The sequence below is a fragment of the Streptomyces sp. QH1-20 genome (assembly GCF_041283565.1).
Lineage (GTDB): Bacteria > Actinomycetota > Actinomycetes > Streptomycetales > Streptomycetaceae > Streptomyces > Streptomyces syringius.
Window position 1 is genome coordinate 2,840,908 of the sequence record NZ_CP166299.1, and the last position, 22,731, is coordinate 2,863,638.

General features: G+C 68.7%; 20 protein-coding genes. 5 read left to right on the top strand and 15 right to left on the bottom strand.

Annotated elements, in window-relative coordinates; translation table 11 throughout:
- Nucleotides 1-6: 6 nt before the first annotated feature.
- The 11 genes from eccD to AB8O64_RS12820 all read right to left on the bottom strand — a co-directional run bounded on the left by eccD (nt 7) and on the right by AB8O64_RS12820 (nt 12,116).
- Complete coding sequence (gene eccD, locus AB8O64_RS12770) at nt 7-1,410, bottom strand: type VII secretion integral membrane protein EccD (protein WP_370419286.1); 1,404 nt, start codon at nt 1,408-1,410, stop codon at nt 7-9.
- 13 nt (nt 1,411-1,423) lie between these two features.
- Nucleotides 1,424-1,918, bottom strand: a complete 495-nt coding sequence (locus tag AB8O64_RS12775) for a hypothetical protein (protein ID WP_370419287.1) — start codon at nt 1,916-1,918, stop codon at nt 1,424-1,426.
- 39 nt (nt 1,919-1,957) lie between these two features.
- Nucleotides 1,958-2,512: a hypothetical protein gene (locus AB8O64_RS12780; RefSeq protein WP_370419288.1), complete on the bottom strand. Its 555-nt coding sequence runs from the start codon at nt 2,510-2,512 to the stop codon at nt 1,958-1,960.
- A 661-nt stretch (nt 2,513-3,173) separates the two neighbouring features.
- The gene (locus tag AB8O64_RS12785) at nt 3,174-3,818 is read right to left on the bottom strand and encodes a hypothetical protein (protein ID WP_370423857.1); all 645 of its coding nucleotides are present in this window, start codon (nt 3,816-3,818) and stop codon (nt 3,174-3,176) included.
- Nucleotides 3,819-3,833: 15 nt separating this feature from the next.
- A complete protein-coding gene (locus tag AB8O64_RS12790) occupies nt 3,834-6,371 on the bottom strand; it encodes a hypothetical protein (protein WP_370419289.1) in 2,538 nt (845 codons plus the stop codon).
- Between the two features lie 121 nt (nt 6,372-6,492).
- Entirely contained in the window at nt 6,493-7,266 is a 774-nt protein-coding gene (locus AB8O64_RS12795) for a hypothetical protein (protein WP_370419290.1), read from the bottom strand.
- Nucleotides 7,267-7,303: 37 nt separating this feature from the next.
- Nucleotides 7,304-9,562 carry a hypothetical protein gene (locus AB8O64_RS12800; protein WP_370419291.1) on the bottom strand — a complete coding sequence of 753 codons (2,259 nt, stop codon included), beginning with the start codon at nt 9,560-9,562 and terminating at the stop codon, nt 7,304-7,306.
- Between the two features lie 128 nt (nt 9,563-9,690).
- On the bottom strand, nt 9,691-10,074 hold the full coding sequence (locus tag AB8O64_RS12805; protein ID WP_356453054.1) for a DUF6507 family protein: 384 nt from the start codon (nt 10,072-10,074) through the stop codon (nt 9,691-9,693).
- A 44-nt stretch (nt 10,075-10,118) separates the two neighbouring features.
- Nucleotides 10,119-10,433 carry a pore-forming ESAT-6 family protein gene (locus tag AB8O64_RS12810; RefSeq protein WP_130877746.1) on the bottom strand — a complete coding sequence of 105 codons (315 nt, stop codon included), beginning with the start codon at nt 10,431-10,433 and terminating at the stop codon, nt 10,119-10,121.
- Nucleotides 10,434-10,452: 19 nt separating this feature from the next.
- Nucleotides 10,453-10,785: a hypothetical protein gene (locus AB8O64_RS12815; RefSeq protein WP_370419292.1), complete on the bottom strand. Its 333-nt coding sequence runs from the start codon at nt 10,783-10,785 to the stop codon at nt 10,453-10,455.
- 191 nt (nt 10,786-10,976) lie between these two features.
- Nucleotides 10,977-12,116: a PP2C family protein-serine/threonine phosphatase gene (locus AB8O64_RS12820; protein ID WP_362222089.1), complete on the bottom strand. Its 1,140-nt coding sequence runs from the start codon at nt 12,114-12,116 to the stop codon at nt 10,977-10,979.
- 171 nt (nt 12,117-12,287) lie between these two features.
- Between AB8O64_RS12820 and AB8O64_RS12825 the strand changes: the two genes are divergently transcribed.
- The gene (locus AB8O64_RS12825) at nt 12,288-13,535 is read left to right on the top strand and encodes a GNAT family N-acetyltransferase (RefSeq protein ID WP_370419293.1); all 1,248 of its coding nucleotides are present in this window, start codon (nt 12,288-12,290) and stop codon (nt 13,533-13,535) included.
- Between the two features lie 22 nt (nt 13,536-13,557).
- On the opposite strand, the gene AB8O64_RS12830 is transcribed toward AB8O64_RS12825, so the two are convergent.
- Both AB8O64_RS12830 and AB8O64_RS12835 read right to left on the bottom strand, forming a co-directional pair.
- A complete protein-coding gene (locus tag AB8O64_RS12830) occupies nt 13,558-14,361 on the bottom strand; it encodes an Fpg/Nei family DNA glycosylase (RefSeq protein ID WP_370419294.1) in 804 nt (267 codons plus the stop codon).
- 179 nt (nt 14,362-14,540) lie between these two features.
- Nucleotides 14,541-15,026 carry a ribose-5-phosphate isomerase gene (locus tag AB8O64_RS12835; RefSeq protein WP_365214630.1) on the bottom strand — a complete coding sequence of 162 codons (486 nt, stop codon included), beginning with the start codon at nt 15,024-15,026 and terminating at the stop codon, nt 14,541-14,543.
- Nucleotides 15,027-15,180: 154 nt separating this feature from the next.
- Between AB8O64_RS12835 and AB8O64_RS12840 the strand changes: the two genes are divergently transcribed.
- Nucleotides 15,181-16,629 carry an amino acid permease gene (locus AB8O64_RS12840; protein WP_370419295.1) on the top strand — a complete coding sequence of 483 codons (1,449 nt, stop codon included), beginning with the start codon at nt 15,181-15,183 and terminating at the stop codon, nt 16,627-16,629.
- 83 nt (nt 16,630-16,712) lie between these two features.
- Here the strand turns inward: AB8O64_RS12840 and AB8O64_RS12845 are convergent, their stop codons facing one another.
- Together AB8O64_RS12845 and AB8O64_RS12850 are read right to left on the bottom strand one after the other, a co-directional pair.
- The gene (locus AB8O64_RS12845) at nt 16,713-17,447 is read right to left on the bottom strand and encodes a CAP domain-containing protein (protein ID WP_370419296.1); all 735 of its coding nucleotides are present in this window, start codon (nt 17,445-17,447) and stop codon (nt 16,713-16,715) included.
- 263 nt (nt 17,448-17,710) lie between these two features.
- Nucleotides 17,711-18,313 carry a biotin transporter BioY gene (locus AB8O64_RS12850; protein ID WP_370419297.1) on the bottom strand — a complete coding sequence of 201 codons (603 nt, stop codon included), beginning with the start codon at nt 18,311-18,313 and terminating at the stop codon, nt 17,711-17,713.
- A 535-nt stretch (nt 18,314-18,848) separates the two neighbouring features.
- Between AB8O64_RS12850 and AB8O64_RS12855 the strand changes: the two genes are divergently transcribed.
- From AB8O64_RS12855 to AB8O64_RS12865, 3 genes are all read left to right on the top strand, one after another.
- Nucleotides 18,849-20,204 (top strand): amino acid permease, encoded by a 1,356-nt coding sequence (locus AB8O64_RS12855; protein ID WP_370423858.1) that lies wholly within the window; start codon nt 18,849-18,851, stop codon nt 20,202-20,204.
- Between the two features lie 292 nt (nt 20,205-20,496).
- On the top strand, nt 20,497-21,798 hold the full coding sequence (locus AB8O64_RS12860) for an amino acid permease (protein ID WP_370423859.1): 1,302 nt from the start codon (nt 20,497-20,499) through the stop codon (nt 21,796-21,798).
- A gap of 164 nt (nt 21,799-21,962) precedes the next feature.
- Nucleotides 21,963-22,604: a superoxide dismutase gene (locus AB8O64_RS12865; RefSeq protein WP_356453045.1), complete on the top strand. Its 642-nt coding sequence runs from the start codon at nt 21,963-21,965 to the stop codon at nt 22,602-22,604.
- Nucleotides 22,605-22,731: the final 127 nt, after the last annotated feature.

The window sequence follows — 22,731 nt, forward strand, 5'->3', positions numbered from 1 at the left end:
TGGAGCTCAGAACTGGTGGAGCAGACGTACGTAGACGCCGAACACCCCGACCGCGAGCGGGAACAGTGCGATCACACCGATGGTCTCGACGAAGTCCACGGCGCGGCGCAGCCGGACGCCGACGTGCTCCGGCAGCCGGACCGCCAGCACGGCGAGCGGCACGATCGCCACCCCGCAGAGCGCGGCCAGCGGCCCGGCCGGGGTGCCGGGGATGTGGTCGATCCACAGCATCACGAGCCGGACGAGCAGCACCAGGGCGGCCGCCAGCAGCGTGACGACCTCGGCGATCAGGGGGAAGGCGCGCGAGCGGGAGAGCAGCACGACCACCACGACGGACGCGAGCAGCACCGTCCACCACGAGGGCGAGGTGACAGCCAGCAGCCCGCCCGCCGCGGCGGACACGGCGACGGCGACCGTGGCCAGGACCAGCCCGCGGTGGGTGGCTGCCAGGGCGGTCTCGACCTCGTGGCGGCTGACGGAGGAGCCGCCGGAACGGCGGTCGTCGAGTCCGGTGAGCCCGGCCGCCATCAGCGCGAGGCGGGGCAGCAGGCCGAGGACGACGACGGAGACGACGGCCATGACGGATCCGACGCGTGCCGGGTCGTGCTGGAGCGCGGCGACGGCCTCCCACGCGCCGGTGGTCACGGCGACGGCTCCGGCGCCGATCAGACCGCCCTTGCCGAGCTGCGAGAACAGCCCGAGGAGGGCGAGGGTCACGGTGAGCGCGGCGGCCACGGCAGCGAGCCGCGCGGGTCCGGACCAAGCGTGCGCGTCGGCGGCGGTCCACGCGGCGAGCACGCCGAGCGCGCCACCGGTCAGCATGAGGGTGGTGCCGAGGTCACGGCCGGCCTGGCCGGCCTCGTCGTCCGTCCGGGCGCGATCGTTCTGGTTGGCCCGGGTGCCGATCCGGGCGGCGACCGCGCCGACGGCAGCGACGAGCACGGCCGTCATCGCGAGAGCGGCCGCCACCGAGGCCGCGCCGAGGCTGGTGCGCGCGAGCACACCGGCGGTCACGGCCAGCACGATCGTCGCCAGGCTCGCGGTCCACCGCCGGGCCTCGGGCCGCCAGCGCCACGCCCGGACGTCCAGGTCCTCGGCGAGCTCGTCGGTGACGTCGTGCACGACGGGAGCGGAGGGCGCGTCGTGCACCCGGACGAGCCGGAGCACGGCACCATCGGGCACGGCGGCCTCGGCGAGGGTCCCGTCCTGCGGCAGAACCGTTCCCTCAGCGGTGATCAGATGCCGGGCGGCCGGTCGCTCGCCGACCCTGTCACCCAACAGCCGCAGGACGTCGGGCAGAAGCCGCCCGATGGGCTCGTCCGCGGGCAGCACGAGATCCACCCGCCGACGGTCGCCGACGAGAGTGATCCTGCTCAATTCCGTACGCTGTTTTTCCCCCACATTCACCACGCGGCAGAACCTATCACTGGGCCGGCTCCGTCACTTTGTGCGTTCCTTTCGGGGTTTTCGCCGATTTCGTAGGCGCGGGGGACGGCTTCGTATAGGAGCCGGACGGCTTCGCACGCGAGGCAGTCGGCTTCGTATGCGAGGCAGTCGGCTTCACAGCAGTCGGCTTCACATAGGAGCCGGGCAGCTTCGTATGCGGCGCGGACAACTTCTTGTGCGAGGCGGACGGCGAAGGCGACAACGACGGTGACGGCGTCACCTGCGGCGCATAGCGCTGCTGTTGCTGCTTCTGCTGCTCTTTCTGCTTGGCCAGGGTGTGCTGGATGAACGACCAGCCCACACAACCGGCACACATCACCGCCGCGACGGCGATCCCCGCGAATATCTTGCCGAGCTTCTCGTCCGCCGTACGACGGGCCCGCTGGGCACCGAAGATCAGCGCATCCCGCATGCGCCGGCGCCGTACCGACACCGACTCCAGCAGCTGACTGTCGTAATCCTTCGTCATCATTCCCCGATCAGCCGAGCCCGACCGACTCCTGTGAACCCGCTACGAACCCCGCGCGATCTGAAAGGCCATGAACACCAGCCAGCCCAGCGGAACCAGCAACATCAGCGCGGCGGGCCGCTTCCGCAGCGGCGCACCGGGGTTCAGCTGCATACCCGGCTGCCCCGGAACGGGCGGCGGGAGTTTGTTGATCTTGGCCCTGACGAAGAGGTTCCACAGCAGGGTGAACGGAGTCAGAAGCACCAGCGACAGCGGGCTCCACCAGCCCTGGAGCAGGGTCTTTCCGGTCATGTCACGCCATACCGCCGTGCCGCAATTCCGGCAGAACGGCCCCTTGAGCGACAGGGACCGCATCATGATCAAAATGCCCTGATGTCCGCGAACGGTCGCCTCGACGGCGGGAAATCCACCGCACAGCCGGCAGTGCACCTGTCCTGACGGCGGCTGAAATCCCTGCTGCGGCATGCCCTGCTGATCCCAGCCCTGCTGGGGGGCGTGGCCCTGCGGGGGCATCTGACCTTGCTGCGGCGGAAAACCGGGCTGCTGCTGGAACGGCTGTTGTGCCGGAAATGGCTGCTGTTGCGGCGGAGTAGCCACAAGAGTCCCCCGAATCAATCACTGCACTATGGAACGGCGCGGTCATGACACACACCGGCCGCTATGCCTATCAACTTCTACCGGGGGAAGCAAAGCGTCACCGTCATCTCGCAGGCGACCAGGACGACGACACTTCGCGGTTACCTCCCGCCGGCCTTCCCCGCATACCGGCCGATTCCGCCCGACCGGACACTTCACGCCGGAGCGGCGTCCAGTACTTCCCGCCCCGCCGACACTCCTCTTCGCCGGGAAGCGGTCGTCGGCCTCCAGCACGCTCATGGCCGGCTCCACCGCAGGACGCGCGGGCATCAGAGGCGTTGCTCCACCATGGCTGGACGCCTCGGCAGCGTGGCAAGCAGCTCACGTTGCGCTGCGTGGACCCGAATCCCGATGCGGCGAATCTCAGGGTGACCGCCTGGCCGCCCCGCTGAGGCTTGTCTCCGATGAGCCTTCGGCGGCCGCGCCGGGCGGGTGACGACCCGCCCGGCTGCCCAGCGATTCGCCGATCGGGGTGCGCCCGGGCATCCCCTGAGCGCATCCCGATCGGTCGTCCATACCCTTACGCGTCGCTGTCACGCCAAGCCCGCGTGGAATTTCCCCGCTCCTACGGCTGGGTCATCGACGTCGATGCAATGCACAGCGATTTGCTCCGATTGGGCATCTAGGCGAATACCGCATCGGTGAGGTCCGGTCCCCGTCCGTCGATGATGTCGGGAGCCTTGAGCCCGTGGCCCTCTGCCCGACCGTAGTACGTCGGCTCGCCGGGCTCCGCCTCGACTTCGAGCACCTGAACGAGCTCCTGCAGGGCTGACGCGAGCCGCGGCGCGTTGGCGGCATGGATGGCCGGGTGGGGCTCACCCCGGAAATCACACAGACCCCATACGTCGTGGTACACGGACAGTTCAGCCGAAGGACCGATCTCGTCGGGTGACACCATGAGTTCGACCAGACGGTACTCACTGTGGCGCGTTCCGTTCGCGTCGAGCCACACGCCGGATCCCAGCACAAGGATTCCGCCCATCTCCGCCTGCGGGTGACCAGCCGGCCGACAGGCGCGGAGGTCATCGGGCAATGCCGGATCGTCGAGCGAACGTCTGACAAGGTCCAGGCGGCTATGGATACCGAGGCCACCCTTGCCGACCTGGAACCAGTTCCACTCAAGCGAGCCCGGCTCCAGCAAAGCGTGCTTCTGCAGCACCGCACTCATGCGCCCCGCGGTCCTGAGCGCGGACTCCAGACCGGGCTCCACCACGTCGTCAAGGTCCCAGAACCACGAGCCGCACTCTCTCGGCGCGCGCATCAGCATAGACATCGAACTTCCTTATCGCTTGGCGGCGTTGGTCGGATAAATGGTGACAGACCCGTCGTCGAATTTTAGTTCAAAAGAGGCGTTAGTGCGGTCAGCGGCCCTCTGCACGGCCTGAATTTCGCGCTCCGTGAGCTCGCTCCTGAGGCCCTTGATATCCAGGATTCCAACCTTGACATCAACTCCAGACCCACCGAGCTGCTTTTCCGCGATCTTCTTGACTGCCGACTTGATGCCTGTGACGCTGTCCACGTCCTTGAGCTGGGCGCCGTATTCGATGCGACCATCGACGCGGACCAGCACATCAAGGTCGAGCTGCTTCTCGGGAAGCTTCAGCTCGAACTCGATGTTCTTTATTCCCTTGGCCTGGAGCTCCGCAGCATGCTCCATCGCCTGATGCACAGCCGGGATCATGTCGTTCTGCTTGACCTGAAAAAGGAGGCCCTTGGGATCCTCGAACATGGGAATATCCGCAAATCTGCCGCTCGCGATATATTCGGCAACGGCTGCCCCGTATTCCGACTTCTTCAGCTGCGTCAACATGCGACCCTGGTCCACTGGCGGAACCTTCGCGTCCTTGAGAGCCGCCGTAACGGCGGCCTCCCGCTCAGGGGCCATGGGCCCGCTGGGCTGCTGGCTTATCCGGTCGCCTTCCAGAATGACCGCAGGCTGCCGCTCAGGCTTTCCGGAGCCGCTTCCCGGACCGTCGCCGGTCCCACCTCCGTCACCCGAGGACGGGCCACCGGCATCACTGAGGCCGCCGGGCGTCTCCCGGCCGTCGCCGTAGCCGCCCGTGTCGTGACCAGAGTGTCCCGGAGTACCGCTACCGCCGCCACTGCTCGGGGTGTGCGAGTCGCCGCTCCCACCGGACGGAGTGTGCGAGTCCGCGCCGTTGCCAGTCGAGTGATCCGCAGCATGACCGCCCGTGGACGGCGTGTTGTGCGAACTGCCACCCCCGCCGGTCGGATGGGAATCGTCGCCCGGGTGCGCCGAGCCCGTCGGGTGGTTCGCGGAGTTCTCCACGCGGCTGGGGCCGCCCGCGCCTTCGAGAACCCTCGACTCCTCCTTGACCGGAACGGTCTCTTGCTCCTTGAGGTCGGGCAGTTCGTCCTTGTGTAGCTCCCTGACGGGTTCCGTGTCGGGAACGACATCGCCGTGCTCGTCCCGGATGTAACCGTCATTGCCGACGAAGCGCTCGTTGCCGTTTTTGTCGGGGTACGCGAAATCGGAGGGCGTCTTCTCGCCGGAGCCAGCCGGGGTGGAGGACGCGTCGCCCGAGTGAGCCGGTGTGGAAGGCTGCTCGCCCGAGTGGGACGGCGTCGAGTCGTGCTCGCCCGTGTGGCCGGAGGGAGCGTTGGCTTCGCCCGGGTGGGGCGCGTTCCCCGTGGGGACGTTGCGGGCCATGTCGTCGACACCGGCCCGGCTGGCCTTCAGGGCCTCCACCAGGCCGCCGACCTTCAGCTTGGTGACACTCGCCGCCTTGCCCAAGTAGCTCATCGGGTCGACGAGCACACCCGCCTTGCCCAACACGGTCGCCGCCTTCGCACCCGTGCTCAGCTTCCCAGCCTGGCCGGCCTTGCCGAGCTTGAGCAATGCGGCCGCACCGAAGGTCAGGCCGTTGAACGCAACCGTCCCGGCCGCCCGCGACGGGTCTCTGCCCCACTCGTCCCACGCCACCAGCGACTTGCCGAAGTTACGCAGCGCCGCCTTCTGCTTGTCGGTGTCACTGTGGTCGACCGGGCCGAACATCTTGTCCATCGCCCAGTCGTACGGCGTCATGACGTACGCGCTGACACCACCGAAGACATCGCCGATGCCCGACCACGTCTTCTTGAAGTTGTCCCAGTCGAACACGTTGGCCATGCTGCCCAGGCCCTTGAGGGTGCTGAGGGCACCGTCGACGAAGAAGCCCTTTACCGCACCGCCGACGTTGTCCTTCGTCCACTCCCAGGCGCCCCGCAGACCCGTGTGCTCACGCTCGTCGACCGTCCCCCAAGGAGTCTTCTTGGCGTCCTCGACGTCGCTTTCCTTGAAGCCGTACATACCGGCCTTGTGCGAACCGTCGTCGACGACGAAATGCGTGCCCCCGACCAGTGCGGTGATCTTGTTGGCCGCATCACGCTCCACACCCTGGAACGCCACCCAGGTCGTGCCGACCTCACGGACAAGACGCGCATTCTCGTCGATCTTGCCCTGGTCCTCCTGCCAGTCGTCGTCGTCCTTGTTCTCCGCGACGAACTTCTTCGCATCCGCACGCAGCTGATTCATCTTGTCGACCAACGGCTTCGCAGACGACGCGAAACTCGTCAGCGCACCGCTGACGGACTCCAGCTTCTTCGCGAACTCATCCGCCTTGTCCCGCACCGGAATCGTCGAATTGAGCAGATGCTCCTGCTCAGGAGCGTCATAGACTGGATCCAACGCCTGAAAGGCGTTATGGACGTCCCTGCCCGTGCCACGAATACTGGAAGCAGTCGACTTCAGCTGGCCAGCGTGCTTCTCTAACTCCTCCAATTTTCCCGTGAAGGTCGGTATCTTCCCCAGATCAATCACTTTCGCCCCCTCGAACTTCCCGCCGACTTCAGCCGTCCTGGCGCGTCGACGGCGGCCCGTGTATCGCCGTAGCGGTGCACGGGCCGCCGTCGCATACGGCCTCTTCGGCTGAGTAGCCGTCCTACTCGGCTCGGCCCAGCGCCTCGTGGACCTCCGCGCACACCTTCTCGTCGCCGACCGTCAGCAGATACTCACCGAACTGTCGGCCCTCCGGCCCCTTGGCGCGACTCACAAGGGCGACGGCGTGGTTCAGCGTGCGGGGCGAGGAGCTGACCTTCAGCACGCTCATGGCCATCTCCACGCCCAAGGGGCCGTCGATGACCGATACCGCGCTGGCCAGGTCGACCAGCTGGGTGGGCAGGTCGAACCGGCGCTTCTCGCCCGCCGTCAGGGACCATACGCCCCTGGCGACGACCTCCTTGATGTCGTCCAGCAGCGCCCGCAGCGTGGCGTTGTCGAACAACTCACCCAGCTTGTCCTCGAAGTACTGGCTGTCGGCGAGCCGCACCAAGGCCCGGGCCGCCTCCACGCGCAGGTCCTCGGTGCCCTTTTCCCGCGCCAGGTCCCCGTCGGCCACCGCGTCCGCGAGCTGCGCGAACGTGCTGTCGACGGAGAACTTGCGGTCGACCGAGAAGTCGTACCAAGGCGTGTTCCCGGGGTCCGCGGCGGCCCGGATGACCGCCTCGTAGCCGGCCGTCTCGCCCCAGGTCGACAGCGCCAGGCAGGCCAGGAAACGCTCGATCTCCGGTTCGGCGGGATCGTTCATCAGCTCGACGAGTCCGGGCACGCGGTCCCGGTGTCCGGGCTCGTCGAAAGCCCCGAAGATCACATCGTCGATATCCGTCGTCGGCTCACCGTCGAAATCCGTGCCGAGCAATTCACTGAAGCGGGTCATGAGTGGCATCCTTTCGCATTCCGCCCGTAGGTCGTCGTCACGGTCCGCTGATGTAGTCACGCGGCACGACGCCCTTGATGAGCCACTCCGAGTCCCGGCGGGTGTGCATCATGTCCTTCATGCGCTGCGCGAGGCTCTTCGTCTTGGCCTTGCCCAGGCCGAGTTCCTTGGCGATCTCGGCGGCCCTGGCATCGATCTCGGGGTGCGGTGTGTCCCGCGGGACGGTGATGTCCACGGGCCGGCCGGCGACCTTGTCGGCAGCCTGCTGGATTGCCTTCTCGACCTCCCTCGGCGAGTAGACCTCCACACCCTTGACCTTGCCCTTGGCTATGTCGTCCACGAGCCGGGGCAGATCGATCTGGATCTTCTGGCCGCCGTAGTCCTTGGCGTTGGCGCCGTCCTCACTGGTCGAGGTGTAAGGACTCTCCGACTTCTTCGGCTCGCGTCCCACGATGTGGTCGACGATCGTCGCGTCACCGTTCGGGTTGGCGGGGACGAGGTCGCCGTCCTCGTTGAGGTAGCTCTTGCGCTGCCCCTTGCTGTTGTGCGTGTCCGAGAAGTCCGCGTCATGACGCTTGAGGGGCGGGATCTCCTCGGCGGGACCCGGCTTGTACGATCCGGGCGGGGTGTGATCACCCGAGCCGGAGTCACCCGCGCCGGAATCGGAACCGGAGCCACCCGAGCCCGAGCCGGAGTCACCCGAGCCCGAGCCGGCGTCGCCCGCACCCGACCCGGAGTCACCCGCACCCGAACCCGCACCGGAACCGGAGTCCTTGCCCGAGCCCCCCGGCCCGTCCGAGCCGCCGTGCCCGCCGGCGCCGCCGCCCGTGCCCGGCGTCTCGCCGTGGCCGCCGGTGCCATGGCCCGTGCCACCACCGGACGTCTCCACCCGGCTGGGACCGCCCGCGCCCTCGAGCACCTTCTCCTTGACCGGCTCCTTGACCGGCTCCTTGACCGGAGCCGTCTCGGGCTCCTTGACGTTCGGCAGGTCGTCCTTGTGCGGCTCCGGGTGGGGAGCCTTGTCAGGCACGACGTTGCCGTTCGTGTCCCGGATATGCCCGTCGTCGCCGACGACGTACTTCTCGCCGTCGGGGCCGTCGTACTCGCGGCCGGCCGGCGTCTTCTCGCCGGAGCCCGCGGGGGTGGATGCCGAATCGCCCGGCTGGGAGGGGGTCGAGGAACCGTCCCCCGAGTGGGAAGGAGTCGAAGCACCGTCGCCGGTGTGGGCCGCAGGCGGATTCACCCCGGTCGGGTGCGGCGAGGTGCCGGTGGGGACGTTGCGGGCCATGTCGTCGACGCCGGCCTGGCTGATCTTCAGGCCCTCCATGAGCTCGCCGACCTTGAGCTTGGTGACACTCGCCGCCTTGCCCAGGTAGCTCATCGGGTCGACGAGCACACCCGCCTTGCCCATCACGGTCGCGGCCTCGGAGGCCATCCCGGCCTTCCCGGCCTTGCCGAGCTTGAGGAACGAGCCCGCGCCGAGGGTCAGACCGTTGAACGCGACGATCCCGACCGCCTTCGAGGGGTTCTTGTCCCACTCGTCCCAGGCGACCAGCGACTTGCCGAAGTTGCGCAGGGCCGCCTTCTGCTTGTCGGTGTCACTGTGGTCGACCGGGCCGAACATCTTGTCCATCGCCCAGTCGTACGGCGTCATGATGTACGCGCTGATACCACCGAAGACATCGCCGATGTTCGACCAGGTCTTCTTGAAGTTGTCCCAGTCGAAGACGTTGACCATGCTGCCGAGGCCCTTGAGGGTGCCCCAGACACCGTCGACGAAGAACCCCTTCAGCGCACCGCCGACGTTGTCCTTCGTCCACTCCCACGCGGCCCGCAGACCCGTGTACTCACGCTCGTCGACCGTCCCCCAAGGGGTTTCCTTGGCGTCCTTGACGTCGCTTTCCTTGAAGCCGTACATACCGGCCTTGTGCGAACCGTCGTCGACGACGAAATGCGTGCCGCCCACCAGCGCGGTGATCTTGTTGGCCGCATCACGCTCGACACCCTGGAACGCCACCCACGTGGTGCCGACCTCACGGACAAGACGCGCATTCTCGTCGATCTTGCCCTGGTCCTTCTGCCAGTCGTCGTCATCCTTGTTCTCCGCGACGAACTTCTTCGCGTCCGCACGCAGCTGATTCATCTTGTCGACGAGCGGCTTCGCGCTCGACGCGAAACTCGTCAGCGCGCCACTGACGGACTCCAGCTTCTTCGCGAACTCATCCGCCTTGTCCCGCACCGGAATCGTCGAATTGAGCAGATGCTCCTGCTCAGGAGCGTCATAGACCGGATCCAACGCCTGAAAGGCGTTATGGACGTCCCTGCCCGTGCCACGAATACTGGAAGCAGTCGACTTCAGCGAAGCCGCATGCGTCTCCAAAGTCTCCAGATTGCCCGTGAAGGTCGGTATCTTCCCCAGATCAATCACTTCTTGGGGCCCTTCAACTCTTCCGGAGTCGGAGCCTTGGAGTACTCCTCCTGCTTGTTCTTCGCCATCTCCAGGTCGCCCTTGAGGTACTCCTCAGTGGCCAGCCGCGCCCCGGTGATGGACTTCCCCGTCCGGACCGGGAGGAACTTCAGGTCGTTCTCCGTCTTCTGCTGGAACTCCTGCAGCGCCTGGGCCACGGGACCGAAGGCCCCGCCCTTGGGGATCTCGGTCCCGCCCAGGACCATCGTGCCCGCCGTCGTCGCGGAGCCCATCAAGTGCTCGCCGTACGACTTGAACTCTTCCTCGAACTTGCCGCCGGCCTCGGCGGTCTTGCTGAGGACTCCACGAACACCATCCGGCTTGATGTCCCACTTGGACACGATGCCCCCCGTTCTGTAAAACGTTTCTTTCCGGTGCCCCGGCGTCAGCCGATGTTGTCGACGGCGGCCTTGGCCCTGGCCAGCGTCTGGTGCGCCGTGCCGTCGTTCTTGTCCATCGTCGTACGCAGCAGCTTGATGATGGAGCGGACCTCGGCGGCCGCCTTGTCCCAGCGCTGCTCCTTGCCGTGGTACTCGTCCGAGACGCCGTCGGCCTGGAAGTCGGCCATGGCCGCCTTCACCGCCGCCTCGCGCTCGCCGAGCACCGTCTCCAGCCGGCCGATGATGCCGTCCAGCGACCCCTGCACCTCGGTCGAGGCGCCGATGTCGTAACTCCGCCGGTCCGTACCCGTTCCACCCATGTCAACTACCCCCGTATTCCTAGCGGCCCGAGAAACGGGCCGCGTCGAAGTTCGCCGCCGCCATCTGCTGCTTCGCGTTGTCCGCCGATTCCTGGTCACCCTGGCTGAACGAGGTGTCCATCCCCGACTGACCGCCCAGGATCGAGCGCAGCGAGCCGTTCAGCGCGGCCGTCACATCGTCCGAGTGCGCCTTGAACTGGTCGAAGGCCACCTTGCCCGAACCGTTGAACTTGCCCTCCAACGGTGCGGCGGCGGCGATCAGCTGGCGGATCAGACCACCAAGATCCTCACTCGAACCCTGCGTACGGGACATCAGTCCCGACAACGCCGTGTTACCCATATCGAACTTCACGAGCTCACCCCCGGTCACCTCTCACAACAGGCCGCTCGAACATCCACGGCCCGCACTGGCGTGCCATGTCTATCAACCCCTCATTGCCGCCTGCAACGTGAACAGGGGGCACTTCCGTATGGCTGTTACTCAGAAGTCGCATTCGTCGCACAACAAACCCAGCCTGTCACGGGCCTGTGACAAAGCGGGGCTCAGTCGCGGCAGATGAGCAGCAGCGCCCGGTCGTCATTGACGTCCTTGGCGACGGCCTCGATGAGGTGCCAGGCGGCGCCGTGGAAGCCGGAGGCGACATAGCGGTCGGCCTCCCCGGTGAGACGGTCCATGCCCTCGGTCAGATCCCGGTCGGCGGTCTCGACGAGGCCGTCGGTGAAGAGCATGAGGACGTCGCCGGGGCGCAGGGTGCCCTTGACGGGGTCGAACCGCGCGCCGTCGTAGACGCCGAGGAGGGGGCCTTCGGCGGCCTTCTCCTCCCAGCGGCCGGTGCCCGCGCTGAGCTGGAGCCCCGGCAGATGGCCGGCGGAGAGCAGTTCGTAGTCGCCGCTGTCGAGGTCGAGGACGAGGTGGACGGAGGTCGCGAAGCCCTCGTCCCAGTCCTGTCTGAGCAGATAGGCGTTGGCGGCGGGCAGGAACTGCGGGGGCGGCAGGGAGCCCAGCAGACCGCCGAAGGCACCGGAGAGCAGCAGGGCGCGGGAGGCCGCGTCCATGCCCTTGCCGGAGACGTCGGTGAGGACGACCTCCAGCGTGCGGCCGCCGTTCGTCCGACCGGCGACGACGAAGTCACCGGAGAAGGACTGGCCGCCGGCCGGGCGCAGGGCCATCTCCCGGTGCCAGCCGCGCGGAAGCTTCGGCAGCTTGCTCTGGACCCGGATCCGTTCGCGCAGGTCGAAGAGCATCGTGCCGCCGCGCCGCCAGGGCACCCCGACGCGGCTGCGGAACTGCGCGATGAGCAGCCCGAGGAAGCCCACCGCGGCGACGACGAGGATGGTGCCGGGGGTGACCCGGTCGGCGCCGTACGAGCCGGGGTCGTCCAGCGCCGCGGACTCCACGATGAGGGCGGCGGCCGAGGCCGCGTACAGACCGAGCAGGCTCGCGGGCCGCAGCAGCAGCCCGCCGGCCACGATGGGCAGGACGAGCGCGGCGGGGTCGCACCACTCGGGGTTGGCCACGGTGCCGAAGGTGAGGGCGGGGACGGCGAGCAGCAGGGCGGTCAGGGCCAGCCAGTCGGAGCCGTCGCCGCGGAAATAGTCGACACCGGCTTTGCGCACACTCGTGCGGACCCGGTGCAGTCTTTTGCGCATCCGGGCCGTCGGGGTCTCCGCGCCGCCAGTCATTGCATCGGGACCTTATCCACCCATTCGGCGGTGCGTCGATTCACGCCGCGCCGACATGTCCGCCGGGAGGCACCGGTGTGCCGCCGGGAGGGCCTCGGGAACGACTCGGTAGGGCACAGCCTAGGCGAAATTCGCTCGCGCGGGCCGGGAACGCGCTGCTAGGCATGGGGCATGACGACGGAATTTCGGGTATTGCGTCCTGCGGACTGGGACCAGTGGTACGGAACGTTGGAACTGGCCTTCGGAGGGGCGGCGGACAGCTCCGAGGAACGGGCGCTGTGGCGGGAGCTGACGTGCTTCGACCGCTCCATAGGTGCCTGGGACGGCGGTGAAGTCATCGGCACGGCAGGCACGTTGGCCTTCCGGATGACGGTGCCCGGCGGCGACGCGGTGCCCACCGCCGGCGTGACGATGGTGGGGGTACGGCCGACGTACCGCCGGCGCGGGTTGCTGCGGGAGATGATGCGGCGCCTGCTCGACGACGTCCGGTCCTGGGGCGAGCCGCTGGCCGTGCTGACCGCCTCGGAGCCCGCGATCTACGGCCGGTTCGGCTTCGGGGCCGCGACGCACAGCCTGCACGCGACCATCGACACCACCCGGGTGCGGGTCACGGTGCCGCCCGGTACCGACGCGTCGGACGGCGCGGAGGGCGTGCGGTTGCGTGACTCGAAGCCCGAGGATGCGCGCGACGCGTGTGAGGCCGTCTACGCGCGCCGGGTAGCCGCCCGTCCGGGCATGCTGGTCCGCCAGCCGGGCTGGGAGAAGCAGCCGCTGCTCGACCCGCCGGACAAGCGCGAAGGGGCCTCGCCGCTCCAGTGCGTGCTCGCGGAGGTTGACGGCGAGGTGGTCGGCTACGCGCGTTACGCGGTGCGCGGGGACTGGGACCTGGCCGGCCCGAAGGGCGCGGTGGTCCTGCGCGATCTGGAGGCGCTGACCCCGCAGGCGTACGCCGCGCTGTGGCGCTTCCTGACCGAGATCGATCTGACGACCCGGATCACCACGACGAACCGTCCCGTCGACGACCCGCTGCTGCACCTGGTGAGTGACATCCGGCGCTGCGAGATCGGGGTGCGGGACTCGCTCCACGTCCGGCTGGTCGACGTGGGCGCGGCGTTGTCCGCCCGTACGTACCGGACGCCGGTGGACGTGGTGTTCGAGGTGGAGGACGACTTCTGCCCCTGGAACGCCGGGCGCTGGCGGCTGACCGGCGATGCGAAGGGCGCGTCCTGCGAGCGCACCGACGACGCGCCGGATCTGGCCCTGTCCGTACGGGAGCTGGGCACGGCGTATCTGGGCGGGGTGTCGCTGGCCTCGCTCGCGGGCGCGGGCCGGGTGACGGAGCTGCGGCCCTCCGCTCTGGAGGAGGCGTCCTCGGCCTTCGGCAGCACCGTGGCGCCGTGGCTGCCGCACGGGTTCTGAACCGCCCCGGGCGGCCGGCCGGTCACTGACAGGTGGGGCACCAGAAGAGGTTGCGGGCGGCGAGCTCGGCGGTACGGATCTCGCCGTCGCAGATGTGGCAGGGAAGGTGGGCCCGACGGTAGACGTAGACCTCACCACCGTGGTCGTCGACGCGCGGCGGGCGCCCCATGGCCTCGGGCGTGTGCTCGGGCCGGACGGTATCGATCCGGTTGTTCCGCACGCCCTCGCGCATCAGAGCGACCAGGTCGGCCCAGATCGCGTCCCACTCGGACCGGGTGAGATCGCGGCCGGGGCGGTACGGGTCGATGCCGTGCCGGAAGAGGACCTCCGCGCGGTAGACATTGCCGACCCCGGCGATGACCTTCTGGTCCATGAGCAGCGCGGCGATCGTGGTGCGGCTTTTGGCGATCCGCCGCCACGCCTTGTCGGGGTCGTCGTCGGACCGCAGCGGGTCGGGGCCGAGCCGGTCGTGTATCGCCTGCTTCTCGCCGTCGGTGATCAGCGCGCAGGTGGTGGGCCCGCGCAGATCGGCGTAGGCCCCGGGGTTCGCGAGCCGCAGCCGCACGGTCTCGGTGGGCGGCGGCGCCTGGCCCGTGCCGAAGCCGAGCTTGCCGAAGAGGCCGAGGTGGATATGGACCCAGCCGGTCGCGGCGAAGCCGAGGAAGAGGTGCTTGCCGTGGGCTTCGGCGGTCTCCAGCACCCGGCCGTCGAGCAGGGCCGCGCTGTCGGCGAACTTGCCCTGCGGGCTGCTCACCCGGGCCGGGCGGCCCGCGAAGAGGTCACGGTGGTCCGCCGCGAGGCGGTGGATCGTATGCCCCTCGGGCAAGGCTTGTCCTCCGGACTGGTTGCGTTGACTGGTGCGGCTGCAGGACCGGGGCGCTGCCCCGGACCCCGGCCCTCAAGCGCCGGGCGGGCCGGTTTGTGCCCGGACGGGCTGCCGTGCCGTGTCCTCGGGCGCCGGGCGGGCTTTGTCCAGCCCGTCCGGCGCCCGAGGACAAAGGGGTATCAGCCCTGCGGGTGGTGGGCGGGGATCTCCGGCAGCTCGCCGGTGCTCTCGTACCGGCTCAGCATCTCGATGCGGCGCGTGTGGCGCTCCTCACCGGAGTACGGCGTGGCGAGGAAGATCTCGACGAACTTCGTCGCCTCTTCCTGGGTGTGCATCCGGCCGCCGACGCTGATCACGTTGGCGTTGTTGTGCTCACGGCCGAGAGCGGCGGTCTGCTCGCTCCAGGCCAGCGCGGCCCGGACGCCCTTGACCTTGTTCGCGGCGATCTGCTCGCCGTTGCCCGAGCCGCCGATCACGATCCCGAGGCTGTCGGGGTCGGCGGCGGTCCGCTCCGCGGCGCGGAGGCAGAACGGGGGGTAGTCGTCCTGGGCGTCGTAGATGTGCGGTCCACAGTCGACGGGGTCATGGCCCTGGGCCGTGAGCCACTCGACGAGGTGGTTCTTGAGTTCGTAGCCGGCATGGTCGGAGCCGAGGTACACGCGCATGCGTCCGAGTGTGGCACGACTCGCAGGGGGCACCCGTCGTCGGGTCCGGGGGTTACCCCGTGAATACAACGATACGGATTCGGGTCTTCCGAAAGACACCTGCAAAAAGTTCTAATGCGGAAGCTCGAAACCCGAGAACCAAAGGAAACGTTCCATGAGCGCGACACCGCCGACAATGACGAAGGCGCCGACGGCCGGCGATCCCGGCCAGGGCCCCGCGTCCGGCCAGGACGGCCTGAAGGCCGGGCTCAAGAACCGCCACCTGTCCATGATCGCTATTGGTGGCGTGATCGGCGCCGGCCTCTTCGTGGGCTCCTCCGGCGGTATCGCCGCCGCGGGCCCCGGCATCCTCCTGTCGTACGCCCTCGTCGGCGCGATGGTCGTCTTCGTGATGCGGATGCTCGGCGAGATGGCCGCCGCCAACCCGACCTCCGGCTCCTTCTCCGCCTACGCGGACCGGGCGCTGGGCCGCTGGGCCGGTTTCACCATCGGCTGGCTGTACTGGTTCTTCTGGGTCGTGGTGCTCGCGGTCGAGGCGACCGCCGGTGCCAAGATCCTCGAAGGCTGGATACCGGCCGTGCCCCAGTGGGGCTGGGCCCTGATCGTCATGGTCGTGCTCACCGCGACCAACCTGGCCTCGGTCGCCTCCTACGGCGAGTTCGAGTTCTGGTTCGCCGGTATCAAGGTCGTCGCCATCGCCGGCTTCGTCGCCATCGGTCTGCTCGCGGTCTTCGGTGTGCTCCCCGGCTCCGACAACCCCGGCGCCGGCTTCGACTACCTCACCTCGCACGGCGGGTTCCTGCCCAACGGTCCCGGCGCGATCCTCACCGGTGTGCTGATGGTCGTCTTCTCCTTCATGGGCAGCGAGATCGTCACCCTGGCTGCCGGTGAGTCCGAGGACCCGCAGCGCGCGGTGACCAAGGCCACCAACAGCGTCATCTGGCGGATCGGCGTCTTCTACCTGGGCTCGATCCTCGTCGTGGTCAGCCTGCTCCCGTGGGACTCCAAGGAGATCGCCGACAAGGGCAGCTACGTCGCGGCCCTCGACTCCATCGGCATCCCGCACGCCGGCCAGGTCATGAACGTCATCGTGCTGACCGCCGTCCTGTCCTGCCTGAACTCGGGCCTCTACACGGCCTCCCGCATGGCCTTCTCCCTCGGCCAGCGCGGCGACGCGCCGAAGAGCTTCGCCCGTGTCAGCAAGACCGGCGTGCCGCGGATCGCGATCCTGGGCTCGACCGTCTTCGGCTTCCTCTCGGTGATCTTCAACTACGTGTGGCCGGACACCGTCTTCAAGTTCCTGCTGAACGCCTCCGGTGCCGTCGCGCTCTTCGTCTGGCTGGTGATCTGCTTCACCCAGCTGAGGATGCGCCGCATCATCGAGCGGGAGACCCCCGAGCGGCACGTCGTGAAGATGTGGCTCTTCCCGTACCTGACGTGGGCCACCATCGGCATGATCACCTTCGTGCTCGGCTACATGGTCTACGCGGGCGGCGACAACCGCCAGGTCGTCCTCGCCTCCGTGCTGGTCGGCGCGATCGTCCTGGGTGTCTCCTTCGTGCTGGACCGCCGCCGCAAGAGCGAGGCGGCTGCCACGAAGTAGTTTCCTCTCGCGTTTCGGGCCGGGCCCGCACCTCCTTTCACCAAGGGGGTGCGGGCCCGGCCCGTTCGTGTGCGCGGTGAGCTCTATCGGGAGGCGCCGAAGTTCTGGGTCCACCAGGGGCCGTTCGCCCTGAGGTTGATGCCCACGCCTATCTCCTTGAAGGAGCAGTTGAGGATGTTGTCCCGGTGCCCCTGGCTCTTCATCCAGCCGTCCATCGCCGTACGGGCGTCCTTGGGGCTCTTGAAGATGTTCTCGCCGTAGGTGCTCCAGCGGTATCCGGCGGCCGTCATCCGGTCGCCGGGGCTCTTGCCCTCGGGGGTGGTGTGGTCGTAGTAGTCGCGGGCGGCCATGTCGTCGGAGTGGCCCTGGGCCGCGGCCTGGAGCTTGGCGTTGACGGTGACGGGCGAGCACCCCGCGCGGGCCCGCTCCGCGTTGACCATCTCCACGACCTGCTGCGCGAGGCGCGCGGTCGGCCCGCCCGCCGGGGTGCCCTTGGGCTTGGGCTTCGGCTTGGGCTTCTTCGTCGGCTTGGGCTTGGGCTTGGCGGGGGAGCCGCTCTTCTTACCGGCCTTCGCCGGGTCCGCCGTTGCCTTCCCGGTCCCCTCGGGCTTCTTCTTCGGCTTCGCGGAGGCGCCAGCGGTCGGGGTCGCCTTCTTCTTCCCGGCGGCGACGGCGGCCGGCTCGGTGGCCTGGCGCCCGTCCCGCACCGAGGCGGCCCCGGCGGCCGGACGGCTGTCCCCGCCGCCGTCCCCCACTGCCTGCGCCACGCCGTAGCCGCCACCGGCGACGGCTATCAGGGCCACCGCCCCGGTCACCATCACGGCTCGTCGCGGGCGCCTGCCCCGGTTCCGGCGGGAGCGCCGGCTTCCCTCGGGGGCGGGGTCGAACGTCACAGTCTCGGGTTCACGGTTCACGCGGATCCACTTCCGGTGCGGGGTCTGCTGAGTGCTGGTCCAACACTCAGGAGACGCGGCGACCGGACGCCGATAACAAAAATCCGCGGACGCGTGTACGGGCCGGGCCCGCACCCCCTCACGAAGAGGGGGTGCGGGCCCGGCCCGTACGGGGTGTGCCTGGGGTGTCAGCCCCGGCGCTCCAGCAGCTTCCAGGCGGCGGGCAGCGCGCCCATCGCGAGGGCGGCCTTCAGGACGTCACCGATCAGGAAGGGCGTCAGACCGTTCGCGACGGCGTCCGCGAAGGACATGTGCGTGGCCAGCGCGAGGTAGGGGACACCGACCGCGTAGATGATCGCGGAGCCCAACGCCATGGCACCGGCGGTGCGCAGCACGGAACGGTCGGCACCGCGGCGGGCGAGGGCGCCGACGACGGTCGCGGCGAGCAGCATGCCGAGGACGTAACCGAAGGACGGGAAGGTGGCGCCGGACTTGGCCTCCGCGAACCACGGCATGCCCGCCATGCCGACGACGGCGTACAGCGCGAGGGAGAGGAAGCCGCGCCGGGCCCCCAGCGCGGTGCCGACCAGCAGCACGGCGAAGGTCTGACCACTGACCGGGACCGGCGAGCCGGGCACCGGGACGGCTATCTGGGCGGCGATGCCGGTGAGGGCCGCACCGCCCAGGACCAGGGCGGCGTCGCGGACGCGGGCGCGGCCGGCGGTGGAGGCGGGGAGCAGATCAGCGAGGACCGTACCGGTCCGGGAAACTGAGGCAGCGGCGGTGGCCATCGGTACTCCGCGAGGTGACTGGGCAACTAAGGACAGCCTGACGTTAGCCGAGCGTCACCGCGCGAGCACCGGGCACCCGCGACAAACCGACGGCCTCCGGCTTGGAGACTTGTGCCTCCCGGCCGGGGCCCCTGCACGAACGCGTGACTCACCCGGGGCGAGGCCGGTGGGCGGGCCCTGGGGCGGCCAGGCCGCGTCGCCGCGGCCCCGACCCGCCCGCAGGGCCCCGCCCGCCCCGGAGGGGCGGAGAGCGGCGGCACCGGCCGCAGGCGTGCACCCCGCGCCGGAAGGCGGCACCGTCGCGCAAAGGCCGGCGCCCAGCGAACCCGTGATGCTCGTCACCCCCGACCTGCGCAGCTTGGCACATACCACTCGGTCGGGAGAATCTGTCGGAAGTAGCCGGATTCGCGGAGTCCACACATTCGGAGCCCGTGAGTCCGCCGCAGCCCCCCACCGCACAGATCCCGAGAGTACGAAGCCCCATGCACGACGCCCGTCTGTCGCCGAGTCCCGTACCGGTGACGAGAGAGAACCGCTGTCCGCGGGGCTGAAGCAGCGGCATCTGACCATGCTCGGCCTGGGCGGGGTGATCGGCGCCGGGCTGTTCGTCGGGTCCGGGGCCGGGATCGCCGTGGCGGGGCCGGGGATCATCGTGTCGTATCTGATCGCGGGCGCGCTCGCGATGCTGGTGATGCGGATGCTCGGCGAGATGTCCTCGGCGATGCCCGCCTCGGGCGCCTTCTCGGTGCACGCGGAGCGGGCGCTGGGCCGCTGGGCCGGGTTCTCGGTCGGCTGGCTGTACTGGTTCCTGCTGGTCATCGTGCTCGCCGTGGAGGCGACCGGCGCCGCGCAGATCGCCCATGGCTGGGTGCCCTCGGTGCCGCAGTGGGGCTGGGTGCTGCTGTTCATGGTGGTGTTCACCACCGCCAACCTCGCCGCGGTGAAGAACTTCGGCGAGTTCGAGTTCTGGTTCGCGGCGCTGAAGGTCGGCGCGATCGTCCTCTTCCTGGGGCTGAGCCTGCTGGCGATCTTCGGGGTGCTCCCGGACACCGAGGCCGTGGGGTTCACGAACCTCACCGGACAGGGCGGCTTCCTGCCCAACGGCGTCAGCGGCGTGGTCTCGGGCGTCCTCGCCGTCGTCTTCGCCTTCGGCGGCCTGGAGGTCGTCACGATCGCCGCCGCCGAGTCCGACGACCCGGCGCGCGCGGTGGCCCGGGCGGTGCGCAGCGCCGTCTACCGCATCCTGTTCTTCTACGTCGGGTCGATGCTCGTCATCGTCACCCTTCTCCCCTGGTCCTCGATGAAGCCGGGGCAGAGCCCCTATGTGGCCGTCCTCGACCACATCGGGGTGCCGGGGGCCGGGCAGATCATGAACATCGTGGTCTTCGTGGCGCTGCTGTCCGCGCTGAACGCCAACCTCTACGGCTCGTCGCGGATGGTCTTCTCGCTCGCTGAGCGCGGGGAGGCGCCGCGTTCGCTGCTGAAGATCTCCGACGGTGGCGTGCCCCGACGAGCGGTGTTCGCATCGGTCGCTTTCGGCTTCATCTCGGTCATATTGAACCTGAAGTGGCCGGATTCGATCTTCCACTATCTGCTCAACGCGGTGGGCGCGGTCCTGCTCTTCGTCTGGGGTCTGATCGCCGTCTCCCAGCTCCGGCTGCGTCCGCGCATCGAGCGCGACGCACCCGAGCGGCTGACGCTGCGCATGTGGTGCTTCCCCTATCTGACCTGGGTCGCGCTGGCCGCGATGGGCGCCGTGCTGGTGCTCATGCTGACCGACGACGCGGCCCGGCCGCAGTTGCTGTGGTCGGCGGCGGCGACGGGCGCGGTGCTCGTGGTCGCGGGGCTCCGCGAGCTCCGGCTGCGCGCGACGGGCCGCCCGGCCCGATAGATCGGCCGTAAAACACGTTTGTTCTGGCGATACATCAGGTACGTACGGTCATACCGACGTCTGAATATCGGACACCTCTGCAAAGGGTGTTGTCCTGAGCGAACGTGGCCTTCACACTGAGGCAACTTTTCCGCTCACACCCAACGGGGCAGACACGATCATGACCGGTATACCCCCCTCTCCGCCTGAGTGCGCGGCCTCCGACCCGAAATCAACCACCGACGTTCCGGCCAATGACGTCGGCACCGACGCCGCGGCCCTGTCGCACAGCCTCAAGCAGCGGCATCTGTCGATGATCGCGCTCGGTGGCGTCATCGGCGCGGGGCTCTTCGTCGGCTCGGGCGGCGGCATCGCCGCCGCCGGCCCCGCGGTCGTGCTCGCCTATGCGGCGTCCGGGCTGCTGGTGATGCTCGTGATGCGCATGCTCGGTGAGATGTCGGCGGCCAATCCGGCCTCCGGCAGCTTCTCGGTGCACGCGGAGCGCACGATCGGCCCGTGGGCGGGCTTCACCTCCGGCTGGGTGTTCTGGACCCTGCTGTGCGTCGCCGTCGCCGCCGAGGGGATAGGCGCGGCAAAGATCATGGTCGGCTGGTTCCCGGACACCTCGTCCTGGATGTGGGTCGCGCTGTTCATGGTCGTCTTCACGATCACCAACCTGGCCGCGGTCGCCAACTTCGGTGAGTTCGAGTTCTGGTTCGCGACGCTGAAGGTCGGCGCGATCAGTCTCTTCCTGGTCCTCGGCGTGCTCGCCATCATGGGCGTCCTGCCCGGCACGGACTCCCCCGGGGCCAGCCATCTCACCGGCAACGGCGGCTTCTTCCCCACCGGCCTCGACGGGCTCGTCGTGGGCCTGCTCGCCTCCGTCTTCGCCTACGGCGGACTGGAGACGGTGACCATCGCGGCGGCCGAGTCCGAGAAGCCGCGTGAGGGCGTCGCCCGCGCGGTCCGCACCTCGATGTGGCGCATCGCCCTCTTCTACGTCGGCTCGCTGGCCATCGTCGTCACCCTGATCCCGTGGAACGACCCGTCGGTGACGGCCAAGGGCCCCTACGTCGCCGTCCTGGACTACCTGGACATCCCGCACGCCGGCGACATCATGAACGTCGTCGTGCTGGTGGCGCTGCTGTCCGCGATGAACGCGAACATCTACGGCTCCTCGCGCATCGCGTACTCGCTCGTCGCCCGCGGCCAGGGCTGGAAGGTCCTCGCCAAGGTCAGCAACGGCGTGCCGCGTCTCGCGGTCATCGCCTCCGCCTCCTTCGGCTTCGTCGCCGTCCTGCTCAGCTACTGGTGGCCGGACACCATCTTCAAGTGGCTGCTCAACATGGTCGGCGCGGCCACGCTCGTGGTGTGGGGCTTCATCGCGGTGTCCCAGCTCGTGGGGCGCCGGCAGATCCCGCAGGACAAGCTCATCGTGCGCATGTGGCTCTTCCCGTACCTGACGTGGCTGGCCCTGGCCGGCATCGTCGGCGTCCTGGCGCTGATGCTGCGCGAGGAGGAGACCCGGCTCCAGCTGTACTTCACGGCCGGACTGGCGATCGCCCTCGCCCTGATCGGCTACCTCAAGCAGCGCTCGGCGGCCGCCAAGCGCTGACGCTCCACCCCATCCGCACACCGAGGCGGGGTAGGTCCTGATCTTCAGGACCTACCCCGCCTCGGTCTTTCGACGGAAGACCGGCCCCGTGACGGCACCTCAGACGCACTTGCTGATAGCGTTTACCTGCAAGTTAATTGCAATAAGCAGTCGGAGGGCTCGGCATGGCCATCTACACACTTCCCGAACTTCCCTACGATTACGCGGCGCTCCAGCCCGTCATCGACGCGAAGATCATTGAGCTGCACCACGACAAGCACCACGCGGCGTACGTCAAGGGCGCGAACGACACCCTCGAGCAGCTCGCCGAGGCCCGCGACAAGGACCAGTGGGGCGCGATCAACGGCCTGGAGAAGAACCTGGCCTTCCACCTCTCCGGCCACATCCTGCACAGCATCTACTGGCAGAACATGACCGGTGACGGCGGCGGCGAGCCCCTCGACAAGGACGGCGTGGGCGAGCTCGCCGACGCCATCGCCGAGTCCTTCGGCTCCTTCGAGAAGTTCAAGGCCCAGCTGACCAAGGCCTCGGCCACCACCCAGGGCTCCGGCTGGGGCGTGCTGGCCTACGAGCAGGTCAGCGGCCGGCTCATCGTCGAGCAGGTCTACGACCACCAGGGCAACGTCGGCCAGGGCTCGGTCCCGATCCTGGTCTTCGACGCCTGGGAGCACGCCTTCTACCTTCAGTACAAGAACCAGAAGGTGGACTTCATCGAGGCCATGTGGCAGGTCGTCAACTGGCAGGACGTCGCCGCCCGTTACGCCGCGGCCAAGGAGCGGGGCAACACGCTCCTGCTGGTCCCGTAACACCCCGGGTGCCCGAGCGGCACCCCGCACACGGCCTGCTCGTGATCGTCTTCTCACCCTTCACGCGGCAGGCATACGGAAGGCCCCCGCACGGTCGCATCGCGCGGGGGCCTTCCTCATCGTGGCC